At 70.0% G+C, this 12,762-nt stretch carries 10 protein-coding genes; 6 read left to right on the top strand and 4 right to left on the bottom strand.

All coding sequences use genetic code 11. The features are described 5' to 3' along the window. Nucleotide 1: 1 nt before the first annotated feature. On the bottom strand, nt 2-577 hold the full coding sequence (locus ABEA81_RS31115) for a hypothetical protein (RefSeq protein ID WP_345609978.1): 576 nt from the start codon (nt 575-577) through the stop codon (nt 2-4). A 963-nt stretch (nt 578-1,540) separates the two neighbouring features. On the opposite strand from ABEA81_RS31115, the gene ABEA81_RS31110 reads away from it, so the two are divergent. Next, nucleotides 1,541-1,990 (top strand): hypothetical protein, encoded by a 450-nt coding sequence (locus ABEA81_RS31110; RefSeq protein WP_345609976.1) that lies wholly within the window; start codon nt 1,541-1,543, stop codon nt 1,988-1,990. Between the two features lie 84 nt (nt 1,991-2,074). Here the strand turns inward: ABEA81_RS31110 and ABEA81_RS31105 are convergent, their stop codons facing one another. Both ABEA81_RS31105 and ABEA81_RS31100 read right to left on the bottom strand, forming a co-directional pair. Further along, nucleotides 2,075-2,680 carry a hypothetical protein gene (locus ABEA81_RS31105; RefSeq protein ID WP_345609974.1) on the bottom strand — a complete coding sequence of 202 codons (606 nt, stop codon included), beginning with the start codon at nt 2,678-2,680 and terminating at the stop codon, nt 2,075-2,077. After that, nucleotides 2,677-3,294, bottom strand: a complete 618-nt coding sequence (locus tag ABEA81_RS31100) for a hypothetical protein (RefSeq protein ID WP_345609972.1) — start codon at nt 3,292-3,294, stop codon at nt 2,677-2,679. The genes ABEA81_RS31105 and ABEA81_RS31100 overlap by 4 nt, the downstream gene beginning before the upstream one ends. A gap of 409 nt (nt 3,295-3,703) precedes the next feature. Here ABEA81_RS31100 and ABEA81_RS31095 point away from each other — a divergent pair, with 409 nt between their 5' ends. Beyond that, on the top strand, nt 3,704-4,339 hold the full coding sequence (locus ABEA81_RS31095; protein ID WP_345609970.1) for a tetratricopeptide repeat protein: 636 nt from the start codon (nt 3,704-3,706) through the stop codon (nt 4,337-4,339). Between the two features lie 558 nt (nt 4,340-4,897). Here ABEA81_RS31095 and ABEA81_RS31090 read toward each other — a convergent pair. Further along, the gene (locus ABEA81_RS31090) at nt 4,898-7,618 is read right to left on the bottom strand and encodes an ATP-binding protein (protein ID WP_345609968.1); all 2,721 of its coding nucleotides are present in this window, start codon (nt 7,616-7,618) and stop codon (nt 4,898-4,900) included. A gap of 139 nt (nt 7,619-7,757) precedes the next feature. Here ABEA81_RS31090 and ABEA81_RS31085 point away from each other — a divergent pair, with 139 nt between their 5' ends. The 4 genes from ABEA81_RS31085 (at nt 7,758) to ABEA81_RS31070 (ending at nt 11,894) form a co-directional block, all read left to right on the top strand. After that, nucleotides 7,758-9,143 carry an FAD-binding oxidoreductase gene (locus tag ABEA81_RS31085; protein ID WP_345609966.1) on the top strand — a complete coding sequence of 462 codons (1,386 nt, stop codon included), beginning with the start codon at nt 7,758-7,760 and terminating at the stop codon, nt 9,141-9,143. Nucleotides 9,144-9,419: 276 nt separating this feature from the next. Then, nucleotides 9,420-9,554: a hypothetical protein gene (locus tag ABEA81_RS31080; RefSeq protein ID WP_345609964.1), complete on the top strand. Its 135-nt coding sequence runs from the start codon at nt 9,420-9,422 to the stop codon at nt 9,552-9,554. A 13-nt stretch (nt 9,555-9,567) separates the two neighbouring features. Continuing rightward, nucleotides 9,568-11,187, top strand: a complete 1,620-nt coding sequence (locus ABEA81_RS31075) for a carboxylesterase/lipase family protein (protein WP_345609963.1) — start codon at nt 9,568-9,570, stop codon at nt 11,185-11,187. A 149-nt stretch (nt 11,188-11,336) separates the two neighbouring features. Beyond that, on the top strand, nt 11,337-11,894 hold the full coding sequence (locus ABEA81_RS31070) for a dihydrofolate reductase family protein (RefSeq protein WP_345609962.1): 558 nt from the start codon (nt 11,337-11,339) through the stop codon (nt 11,892-11,894). Nucleotides 11,895-12,762 lie beyond the last annotated feature (868 nt).

The following is a 12,762-nucleotide window of genomic DNA, read 5'->3' as shown; positions in this document are numbered from 1 at the left end:
CTCACCATCCACCTCCAGCCAGCAGCACGAGCAACGCCGCGGCCCCCACCAGCACGTCGAGCACGATGCAGAACTCGGCCAACGACGCCGACACAACCGCCTTGCGCTGTAGGTGCACTGCGTCCCACGCCGCGTGGGCGACGAGGGTGCCAGCGACCACCACGAGGCCGGCGGTCGGGGCGATCGCGAGCCCCGTCACCACCAGCGCGCCGTACGCGAGCAACGCGGCGGTCTGGGCGGTGAGCACCTGCCGTGAGGCCCTGGCCATCAGGCCGACCACCACGAGCACGCCGGCGACGACGGCCAGCGTCGTCATCGGCGGCTGGCCGAGCGACCCACCGAGGACGATGGCGACCACGCTGCCGGGGATCGCCACCCAGGACACCCATGCCCTGCGAAGGGCGGCCGCCGCCAGGTAGCACGTCGTGGCCACAGCCACGATCAGGCCGACGGTCATCCGGTCGGCGCCGGCCAGGAGCACCCCGACCGCGGCGAGCAGACCGACGACCGTTGGCCAGCGCCGCAGGAGCGCTCGCCCGAGCCGGACGCCGAACTCTGGCCCTGTCGTCATCGCCATGCCGATCATCGTGCCGACGCGAGGTCCGCCGCTGCCCGACCGTGGATCCACATGTCCAGAATCCTGCGGAGCCCGTCCGGATGTACCCGTCGGACCGCTACGGCGCTTCGATCAGATCCCTGCGTCTGCCTGGGCCTACGCTGCCACGAGGCTCTACGGCGGTACTGGCTCGTCTTTGTCGGTGAGCCCATTCACCGGAGACCGCACTCATCTCGCTCACCGACATACTCGGGCTGCCGGCCTCGGTGTGCACGACAGCCGCCACTTCGCGGACCGGACCGCTTTCCGCGCCATCTGCACCGAGCGCACTCACTTGGATCGCCTCCGGCGCACCCCGCAGGCGCCTCAGCGCTCAGATCGAGCTGGGCATCGGGCTGTGGCAGTGCGCCTCCGCCTCCCGCGCCCCCACCCCCAGGCGTAGGTGGCACGAGCCGAGGGTCACGAGGAGCGGAGTTTCCGCTCCTTCATCGCATCAGGTTCGTTCGGTTGCTGCCTGGCCCGATCGGCCACAGGTCGTCTCGGTGGGGCCGGCGTTGGATGAGGAGGAGCGGATCTGCCGTCATGGGCTCGGACGATCCGAGCTCTGCGCGGGCGCGATCCGAACCACGGCGCCGAGCCTGGCCGCGCCGGGAGTCCCCGCGGGGAGGAGTTCGGAGGCCGGCCAGGTCGCCCGCCGAGTCGTCGATGGCGGCCCCGTGGCTCCTGTGCCGAAACAGGCGTTCGTCCCGGACAACCTTCACTGGTACCGCCCATGCAGTGGCGGATCCGCCATTTCAACGCAGACCCCGCCGGTGCCGGGCCTGCGGCACGTGGAGCGACTCGACCACCATCAACGGAAGCCGCCGAGAGAATCTTCATCGTGAGCTTGTGGCGACCGCTCCCGCGCGGACCCAGCGCCCGGAGGATGTCGGCCCGCCGTCGGCGCCACATCATGTCCAACTGAGGCGAGCGAAGGAGGCAGTCGTGGCAGTGGACATCAACACCTATGTGGAGCAGCGGAACCCCGACGGTGGCTGGGAGTTCATGACCTGGCCGTCGTACGGGCCGATCGGGCCGTTCCAGAGGCGGAACAACACCGTGTTCGGCTTCCTCGCCGACATCCGCAACTTCGCGGGCATTCCGCCGGTCGACGCGCCACGAGGCCTACCGCCGGACGTGTCCGACCACGTGCGGGCCGAGTTCGAGACATGGGGCACCGACGGCTACGCCCACTCCTGGGTCACGGTCGACGAGCTCGCCGCCGTCGACTACCACGCGTCCTTCGAGATCCTCGACGAGGGCACGGAGGAGCCGAGCGGGCAGACGGCGACGATCTTGGAGAGCCTCGGCGGTCCGTACTTCGCCGACCTGCTGTTGCTGGTCAGACGTAACGAGCAGCACCCCACGCGCGTGGTGTTCTGGTTCGACAGTTGAATCGGTGGCCGCAGCGACCGATTCAACTACCGCGCCCAGAACGCCCGTGGCTTCCGCCTGCTTCCGGGGCTGACACGACGGTACTCATCTTTGCTCTGCCAGATCCAGGAAAGCGCAGCCGCTGGCCAGCAGCTCCCGCAAATCACCGAGCAAACCCTCGACCAGGTCGGCCGCCGCGACGCGCTCGCCGAGGCCGGCCAAAACCTTCTCCCGGACCATGCAGGTATGCCAGAGACTCGGTGCCACCCGTGACCACTGCCATAGCTCGTACGCCGTCCGGTCCAGTACCGCAACCGGGAGGCCGGGGAGACCGAGCTGATAACAGTCCGGCTCCCTGTCGGTGTTGCCGAGGCCGACCAACATCGGGTTCAGCCGGTAGGTAGCGGCGAACCGGCACGCCGCATCCCGGTCGGCCGCGACGGTGACGAGCAGGCCTGACTCGATCATCGTCGCCACCAGGTCCGGTACACCGGACAAGCCGGCGGCCTCGGCGAGGTCGAACACGGCCTCGAGCGTCCAGAGGCCCTTGCCGATCTCCTCGCTGCCGTGGGCGATCACCCAGACGCCGAACCCGTCGGCGGTCAGCCTCTGGTGCGTGAGGCCGACGCGAACGACGTGGTGTTCCTCAGGATGCCGCTCACCCACGTAGTGGCCTACCGGGAAGACGAGCAGGGAGTGCTCAGCCGTCACAAGCCCTCGATCCGTGTGTCGAGACAGGCCACCCGGAGCGCGAGGAGCTGGTGCAGCGAGCCGAGCGCGCCGGCGAGTACCAGCTCAGGCTCGGTCTGCTCGGGATCGGCGATACCGGCCCCCGTGGCGACTGCAGCGAGTTCCCGGCAGGCCAACCACAGGTTCGGCGACAGGTGCGCCCACTGCCAGAGGTCATACATCGCCCCGGTCATCACGACCAGCGGTCGGTAGAGCAGGCCGACGGCGAACAGCCACGGCTGATCCCTGCTGTTGCCCAGGCCCATCGCGAGCGGCAACAGCTGGTGGATCGAGGCGAACTGCACCGACTCCGGGGAACCTGGCACGACCTCGACGAGCAACCCGCGCTCTGCGAGAGAGTGGACGCTTCCCGGCTCGTCGGCATAGTCGAGGATGGCCGCCTCGGTGATCGGCACCGACTGGCCGTCGTCGTCGACGAGACCGTGCGCGAGGGTCCAGACCAGGAACTCGCTGTCGGAGAGCTCGACGAGCTCCGAACCCAGCCGCACCTGCTGTACCGGACCGGACTCCCCGTCACCAGGATGGAAGGCACCCAAATCATGGCCCACCGGAAACAGCAGCTTGGCCCCCGCCACGAACCTCATCTCCTTGGTCGTGTCAGCCAGCTACGTCGAACGAAGCCTTGGCGACCATTCAAGCGCGATGCCACGTTATCCGTCCAACGACCCCGACCTCGTGCGGCGACGCCCGAGACTTGCCAACGTGCACCCACTTCTTGCCATTTCTGCAATCTGGCACCATGGCGGTCGCCGGAACGACTTTCCGTCACGCCCCGGTCAGGAGGGATGCTGCCGATCGGACGCCGCCATTGGATCCACCGATAGCGAAAGCTCCGATGATGCGACACAGTCCCCAGCGCCATCGGGTCAAGAACGGCGATGCATATGATCGCGATCACACGACCGAGTAGCGCCCCAACGCGGCCCAGCCGGAGCCGGTCGTGACCGCCGAACCGTGGCGAGCAGAGGCACAGGGGGTAGGCGGATGTCCGACGGTGAGCCCGGTCAGCACGAGGACGCCTTGCGACGCGCGGCCGCGGCCGGCGGCGCCGAGTCGGCGGTCGAGCTGGGGATCCTCCTGCTCAGTCAGCATCGGCACGAGGAGGGACGGTCCTGGTTGGAGCGCGCGATCCACTCGCGGAGCGGCCCGGAGGCCGCATTCCACCTCGGGCGGAGCTTCTACGCCCGGCGCGACGACGCCGAGGCGATCTGGCTCCTGGCGGCCCACGCCGGTCACGTGCAGGGCGCCATGGCGCTTGCTGCGCTGCTCGAGGAGACGCAACGGCCCGGGGATGCCCTGCACTGGCTGCGCGAGGTCGCCTGGTGCGACGACTGGCGGCTCCGCCGCGAAGCCGCGGACCGCATGGCGGGGCTACGGGTCACCGAGTTCGCCCAGACCCACGCCGGGCGGAAGGACTGGGAGGCGCTCTGGACGCTGGTCCTGTCCACGCCGAGTGCGTCGCCCCATCAGCGATCTAGGAGCCCATCCATGGCCGCGCCATCCGAGTTCGCCGTCGCCGTCGAACAAGAACCGCTACCTCCCCGAGGGCGGCTCGCGGGGCGACGCCATTGTCACGATCACCCCGACCGGCACGAGCAGCCCCCGGCGGGGCATCGGTGACCTTGCCCTGCGGTTGTGGACGCCGCGGGGGCAAGCGTCCAGTTGGTCAGGCAGGTGTGGCCGACCGGCGAAGACCTCACCGACCGGGCACCGAGGCAAGACCGCAGCACCGCGTCGGTGACTACCCAAATCGACACCTGGGGGCACGGAAACGCGCGGCGACGTACTCGGCCAGGGATTCGTGACGGCGATCTGGACCGAGGACACCACTCTGTCCGCGCGCATCAGCCGGGGTGTCGCGCGCAGTAGAGGCATGTACATGACCCTCTGAGTGCCAGCACGGTCAACGGGACACCGGCACATCCATGTAGACGTCGCCGACCTCGATGGCCACCGTCGTCAGCGTCGTGCCTTTGCGCGAAATCGCCGATCCGCGCCCGCCGAGGTGGGCTCATCAGAACCTCAGTTGCGCTTACACGGCTACGGATCGCGAGCTGGTCGTGCCGGGCCGTGCGGCTCGGCGGCGGCGATCGCCAGTGCGACCGGACGCCGCGGCTGCGCCGCAGACGCCGACGGACACCGCGGCCGCGAGGTCTGCGACGCCGAGCTGCGCCTGATCTACGGCTGCGTGAGGCCGGCAAGGTCGGCCCGGGAGTTGATCCCGAGCTTCGGGTACGCCTTGTAGAGGTGGTAGGCGACCGTCCTCGGGCTCAGGAAGAGCTGGGCGGCGATGTCCCGGTTCGACAGGCCCTGTGCGGCGAGCTGGATGATCTGTAGCTCCTGCGGTGTCAGGTCGGTGAAGACGTCGGAGGCAGCCGGGCGGGGCGTCGCGGCACCCGTGGCCCCCAGCTCCGCGCGGGCACGGGCGGCCCACGGCGCCGAACCGAGGTCCTCGAAGACGTGCAGCGCTGCCGTCAGGTGGGCTCGCGCGTCCATGGTGCGCCGCGACCGGCGTAACCACTCGCCGTACCGGAGCTCGGTGCGAGCCCGCTCGAACGGACGGCTCCGCGACTCGTGCAGGGTGAGTGCGCGCAGGTACTGCCGCTCCGCCTCGGGTCCGGTGGAGATCATCGCGCGGCACCGCGCGAGAAGCGCGTCGATCCACGACTGGTTCATCGAGTCCGCCCAGCGTGTGTAGCGGGCGATCGGATCCGCCGCGTCCTCGGGGCGGCCGAGCCGGACGGCGGCCTCGACGAGGTCCGGGATGCTGCGCACCACGGATGACTGGTGTCGGGTAGGCCCGTGCAGCGCCGCGTGGAGCCTGTCGAAGGCGTCGTGGACCCTGCCGCATCCGAGATCGAGGAGCGCGAGCGCCGTCTGCGCCCACGTGTTGCCCGCGGACGAGCCGAGCGGGGAGCCGGGAGCGAGGTCGGCGCCCTCGGCGTGCTCGCGGCATCGCTTCTCGTCCCCCGCGACGGCGGCCAGGTAGGCCAGGGCGCCGCACGCGTAGCGCTCCCACAACGGCTGGCCGGTCTCGCGGGCGATCCGCAGCGCCTCCGTGCCGCTGACGAGCGCCTCGCGATGGTTGCCGAGCAGGGTCTGGGTGAGCGCGAGATGGGCGAGCCCCGTGGGCAGCGCGAAGATCGTGCCGTGCGCGCGGGCGTCGGCGACGAGGGCGGCGGCGACCTCGGCCGACACGTGGTCCCGCGCGGCGAGGAATGCGAAGATCGTCACCTCCGCCATCCCTCGGGGGCCGGCCTGTGCGCCGGCGGCCCGGGCGTCGAGAACGACCTCGTCGAGCGGGGGGAACGTGCTGGTGTCCCGGTCGAGGCTCGCGGCGGTGGCCCAGCGTGCGAGCCACGCCACCGACATCAGCGGCTCGGCCGGGCCGATGCCCAGGGTCTCGAGCCGGTCGACCGGTTCCGCGATCAGCCGCTGGTCGGTGGGCGCGGCCCAGGCCGTGTGCAGGGCGTCCACCAGCATCCAGAAGGCGCGTTCGGGGTCGTCGCGGGCGATGAGCTCGGCGCCGGCGATGAGCAGGTCATGCGCGTCGTGCAGGGTGCCGCCGACGAACTCCGCCCTGGCCACCACGTCGGTGAGGCGCGCCCGGACCGCGGGATCGGTGGTCTCGGGAAGGACCCGCTGCGCCCGGGTCTTGGCCCACTCGAGCTGGCCGCTCTCCACACCGGCCTCGCAGGCCAGGGTGAGCCGGCGGACGGCGGCCACCGGGTCGGGGCTCAGCTGTGCTGCGCGTTCGTAGGCCGACGCCGCCGTCGCGTAGCCGTTGCGGCCGGCCGCCCGGACCGCGGTCATCTCGAGCTCCGACGCCACGTCCTCGTCGGGACCCGTCGCGGCGAGGGCGAGGTGCCACGAGCGCCGGTCGGCGTCGAGACGTCCGGTGCAGGCCGCCGCGAGCGCGGCGTGCGTCGCGATCCGCTGGCCGACGGCGGCTCCGTGGTAGACGGCGGCCCGGATCAGCGGATGCCGGAACGTGAGCGCGCCGCCGGTGACCGTGACGAGGGCGCTCGTCTCCGCGGGCGCGAGGTGCGCCACTCCGACGCCCATCTCGCCCGCGGCCTTGAGGAGGAGCGGCAGCTCGCCGGTGTCGTCCGCGGCGGCGAGCAGCAGGAGGGTCTGGCTGGGTGTGGGCAGCGCCCGAACCTGGTGGTGGAACGCGTCGTGCACGCTGCTGGTCAGGGGGAGGGGCCCCAGCTGGTGCCCCTCCGCCGCGACCACCGCCGGGAGCTCCCGCAAGGCGAGCGGGTTGCCGCGGGTGTCGGCGATGAGCTGGTCCCGGAGCGCGGGCGGCAGCGCCACCCCGCCGTCGTCGAGCAACGCCGAGGCGCTGTCGGTGTCCAGGCCCGTCAGGTGGACCTCCGCGATGCCGGCCGAGGTGAACATTCCGGTGTAGTCGCGTGCGGCGAACAGGATCACCACACCTTCCCGGTCGAGCCGCCGCGCGGCGAACAACAACGCGTCGGCCGATGGCCGGTCGAGCCAGTGCGCGTCGTCGACGAGGCACAGCACCGGTGCGTGCTCGGCCGCCTCGGCGAGGAGCGACAGCACGGCGGCACCGATCATGAACCGGTCGCCGCTGCCTGCGCCGAGGCCGAAAGCTCCGGCCAGCGCCCGCCGTTGCGGACCCGGCAGCGCGTCGAGCCGGTGCAGCTCGGTGCGGAAGAGCAGGTGCAGGCCGGCGAACGGCAGCTCGGTCTCGGACTCGATCCCCGCGCCGCGCATGACCCGCATGCCATCGGCCCGCTCCGCGGCGTGGTCGAGCAGGCTCGTCTTGCCGATGCCCGGCTCGCCACGAACGATCAACGCACCGCTGACGCCCTCGCGAGCCGCGTCGAGCAGCTCTTGGATCATGCTCTGCTCAGCACGCCGCCCGTGGAGCATGCGGTGACCATACCTAAGCCGCGAACCCCAGCAGCCGGGAATCGACTCCCGACTACTGATGCCCGCACAGATGCGTCGGTCGCACCGGCCGCCATAGCGTCGGCAGCCACCCGAGACGGGGAGGTGCCGAATGAGCGGCATGGCAATTCGTGCGACCCGGCGGCTCGCCGACCAGATCTGCGGTCGCGTGCTTCTGCCCGGCGATGCGGGCTATCACGACGCGCGCGCGGTGTGGAACGCGATGATCGACCGCCGTCCCCGGCTGATCGTGCGCTGCGCCGGCATTGCCGACGTGATCGCGGCGGTGCGCTTCGCCCGCGATCACGACCTGGAGATCGGGGTGCGCTGCGGCGGGCACGGAGTCGTCGGGCACGCCGTCCCGCAGGACGGGTTGATGATCGACCTGACGCCGATGGGCGGGGTACGGGTGGACCCTCGACGTCGTCGCGCCCGGGTGCAGGGCGGGGCCCTGCTCGGCGTGTTGGACGAGGCCTCGCAGGCCCACGGCCTGGCCACCACGGCGGGGAACGTCTCGCACACCGGCGTCGGCGGGCTCACCCTGGGCGGGGGAATGGGGTGGTTGGCCCGGCGGTACGGGTTGAGCTGCGACAACGTCCGGAGTTTCGAGCTGGTCACCGCCGACGGCGACGTGGTGCGGGCGAGCGCGCAGGAGAACCCCGAGCTGTTCTGGGGCCTCCGCGGTGGGGGCGGCAATTTCGGAATCGTCACCGAGTTCGAGTTCGAGCTGCACGCGACGGGCACGCGGGCGCTGGTCGTCAACCTCGGCTTCTCGCTCGAGAACGGCTACGAGGCGATGCGGGGATGGCGGGATCTGCTCGCCACCGCCCCTCGACCGGCGACCCTCACCGCCCGGGTGAGCGACGACCCGGACCGGCCGGGCACACCCGTGGCGAACATCGGGTACGTCTGGGTGGGCGATCCCGGCGACGGCGAGAAGCTACTCGGACCGCTGCGCGCGCTGGGCAAGCCGGCCGCCGAGCGGGTCGAGCGGGTCTCCTACCTGGCGCTGCAGCAGAGGGACGACGCGGTCGACGGGCACGCGCTGCGCCGGTACTGGAAGGGCCACTACCTCACCGAGCTCACCGACGAGGCGATCGAACGGTTCCTGCTGCGCGGCACGGCCGACGGCCGTGGTGAGCACCTTCCCGGCGCGGCGCTGCAGAGCCACGGCGGAGCGATCGCTGACGTCCCCGTCACCGACACGGCCTTCGCCCACCGCGACACCCTCGTCGAGTTCACCACGTCCACGGGGTGGACCGAACCCGGCGAGGACGGCGAGCGCATCGCCGCCGCGCGCCGCTGCGCCGCCGCGGTCGAGCCGTTCGCCGGCGGCGCGTACGTCAACGCGCTGAACGACGAAGGCGCTGTCGGCGTCCGGAGGGCCTACCCGACGCACACCCTCGCCCGGCTCACGGCGCTCAAGAACGCCTACGACCCGGAGAATGTCTTCCACCTCAACCACAACATCGCCCCGACCACACGGGTCAGGGAGATCGCGTCATGAACGCCGACACTGCACCTCCACGAGCAGGATGACGCGAATGGACCGCGCCGGCGGTGCTGGCGTTGCCAACGATACTCGTGCCCATGGAATTCTCGGTGCTGTACCTCGCGCTGCGCGGCTCGAAGCTCGAAGCTCTGTGAACGAGGCCGCAGAAACGAGCGGTGTACAGGTCGAAGCGGGTCGCCCGCCATCTGCCGCTTACGTCCCGTAATCCTGATTGCACCACTGAAACGTCGGCCGGGACAGAAATGTCTGGCTGCAGAACAGGGGACCGCCATGCACATCGTCAACAACACCTACACGTCCCTCGACGGCGTCGTCCAACGACCCGAGCTGTGGAGCTACGACTACCGCGGCGACGACGTCGCCGAGGCCACTCAGGAGCAATCTGGGAGGACGAACGATGCGTAAGCTACTCGTGGGCGTGGCCGTCGCAATGGTGGCGATGGAGTGTGCCGGCCCGGGGGCGGCGCCGTCGCCGCCGTCGATCGGCCAGGACGCGCTGCCTGGCAATCCGAAATCGCAGGACGATGTCGTCGTGCAGATCGACTCCGGCGCGGTCCGGGGCGTGGTCGCCGACGATTACCGACTGTTTCAGGGCATTCCGTTCGCCAGGCCGCCTGTCGGAGAGCTCCGCTGGCAGTCGCCGCAGGAACCGGACGAGTGGGCTGGTGTACGAGACGCCACCAAGGGTGGCAGTCCGTGTGCTCAGCTGCCGCCCGGTGGCGCCGAGCCCGGTGGTGCGAAGGCCAGTGGACCGGCGGCGCAGGCTGGCTCGGAGGACTGCCTGTACCTGAACGTGACGACACCGCGCACGACGCAGGACGAGCTCAAGCCCGTGATCGTGTGGCTGCACGGTGGCGGACTCAGCATCGGCTCGGCGAACGATGACGACGCGCGCCGCCTGGCACGCCGCGGTGACGTCGTGGTCGTGAGTCCGGAGTACCGGCTGAGCGTGTTCGGGTTCTTCGGTCATCCGGACCTGGACGGCTCGGGCGGGTTCGGTCTGGAGGACCAGCAGGCCGCGCTCCGTTGGGTGAAACGGAACGCCGCCGCGTTCGGTGGCGACCCGGAGCGCGTGACGTTGATGGGTATTTCCGGCGGTTCGCAGGCGGTGTGCATGCACCTGACCGCACCGGCGTCGCGTGGACTGTTCGAGCGCGCGTTCCTGCAGAGCGGCTCGTGCTCGATGACGATCCACCCCAATGGATACCAACTGAACGACCCCGGCGGCGGCCCGCTCGTTTCGCTGGCGGATGCCGAACAACGCGGCGCCACGGTAGCGACCACGCTCGGCTGCGCCGACCCGGGCACTGCGATCGCCTGCATGCGTACGAAGTCGCCGGCTGAGCTGCTGACGAGCTGGCAGGGTGCCACCATCCAGACCCCGGCGGCCTTCGGTGGTCGCGTACTCCCGACGGATCCGCGTGTCGCCCTTGCTCGTGGGGATCTCCACCGCGTCCCGGTCATCACCGGGACGACGCGGGACGAGAGCACGCTGAACTCCTATTCGCTGCCGCAGCCGTTCACCGACGAGCGGTATCGCTCGTTGCTCGACACGTCGTTCGGCGCCCAGGCCGAGACGATCGCGGTGGCGTACCCGTCGAGCGGGTATGCCTCGCCGGCGCAGGCATGGAGCACAGTAGCAACGGACCGGATCTGGGCCTGCCCACAATTGACCGATGCGCAGTCGCTGGCTCGATGGACGCCGACGTACATGTACTCGTTCGCCGACCAGAACGCGCCACCGGGCTACTTCAAGTTCCCTGACGGCGTCCCGTCGGGTGCGTTCCACAGCTCGGATCTGGCGTACTACTTCGACGTCGCCGGCTTCGAGACAACCTTCACGCCGGACCAGGAACGACTGATCCAGGAAATGATCGGCTACTTGTCCCGGTTCGCCGCAACCGGGAACCCGAACGGTGCGGATCTGCCGCCGTGGAAGCCGCTGCACGGTTCGAACGCGCAGTCCCTCGCGCCGGCAGCGATCGAGCAGGTCGACGTCGCAGCCGAGCACAATTGCGCGTTCTGGACCGGGCTCTGAGTTCAATTTCGAACCCGACACCATTGACGCGAGCGGGTACAGGTCGAAGCGGATCGGCCGCCATCTGCCCGCTTACGTCCCCTGATCTCGACTGCACCATTGGCACGTCAGCCCGGACCGAAAGTCCGACTGGAGAACAGGAGACCGCCATGCACATCGTCAACAACACCTACATGTCCCTCGACGGCGTCGTCCAACGACCGGAGCTGTGGAGCTTCGACTACCGCAGCGACGACGTCGCCAAGGTCACTCAGGAGCAACTGCTCGGCGCCGACGCCCTCATCATGGGCCGCCGCACCTACGACATCTTCGCCCCCCGCTGGTCCACCGCCACCGACGAACCAGTCCTCGCCGAACGGATCAACAGCATCCCCAAGTACGTGCTGTCGCACGGCCTGCACCAGCCGAGCTGGAACAACACGACAGTGCTCGCCGGAGACGACGTCGTCGAGCGGATCCGCGACCTGAAAGCCCAGCCAGGACACGCCATCGTGCAGTACGGCTACGGCCCGGTCACCCGACTGCTCATCGAGCACGGACTGCTCGACGAACTGCACATCTGGCTGCACCCGCTCCTGGTCGGCGACACCCAGCCCAGCGACCAGATCGGCGCCGTGGGCGCACAGGCCCGCTTCCAGCTCGTCGACGTGCGCAGCTACGACTCCGGCCTGGTCATCCTCACCTACGGCAGGCCAGACACCCCCTAGTCAGGCACCAATCCCCGCCGGGAGGTCCGACTACCACCGCTACCAGCCCGGCGGCCGACCGACCACATCCGACAAACGCGGCCCGCACCGACCCCGGCACCCGCCGTGCCGGGTCGGCGCTGGCGCCTACCCGGCCCGAAGGCTGGCGGCATACAGATCATGCAGTGACCGGAGTCAGCCCACCGCTCCACACCTACTGGATGCCGGCGCCATACATGCGGGCGCGGCGTTGTCCGACGGGTGCGCGGTCCGCGGCTCCTGCTGCTCAGGCTCCACCTGCACCGCGACGCCGAGCGAGGCCTGTCGTCGGCACTCGCTTCGTCGGGCGCCGAAGGCGGCAGCCCTTCACCATCAACAACCCATGCTCCGCAGGGAGATCACCGACGGGCCGACCATCGTGCGGCCACCGCATCATCCCCGCACCACCGCCGTGATGACCCCTTGACGACCCGCCATCCGCCCGCGTCCGAACACGACTACGGCCCTGCAACCGATCTCCAGCCGTCACGGACAGGCATCGAACCGGCGCGTACTGCGCTGTCGGACTGGAGCAGACCGTGACCCATTTCGCGGCCACCGACGCCGTGCTCCAGATTTGCTCCACTTCGCCCGCGCAACAGCCACACAGCCCGCCGCGTCAAGATCGACGCCGGACGCAGAAAGCCCCGCCTGACCTGTAGGTGCTCAGGTGGCGGGGCTTCGGATGTAAGAGTGGAGCTGAGGGGATTCGAACCCCTGACCCCTTGATGAGATGAAGGAGCGGGGCCTCCGCTCCTCGTGGTCCCCGGCTCATGCTCGGGGTGCTCACACCATCGACTCGAGGAGGCCCCTGTGAGCGGAGCATACGAGGGTAGGCAGATCGTCGGAA

It is taken from the genome of Pseudonocardia adelaidensis (assembly GCF_039543345.1).
In the GTDB taxonomy this organism is placed as follows: domain Bacteria; phylum Actinomycetota; class Actinomycetes; order Mycobacteriales; family Pseudonocardiaceae; genus Pseudonocardia; species Pseudonocardia adelaidensis.
This window is presented reverse-complemented; position numbering and strand designations above follow the sequence as displayed.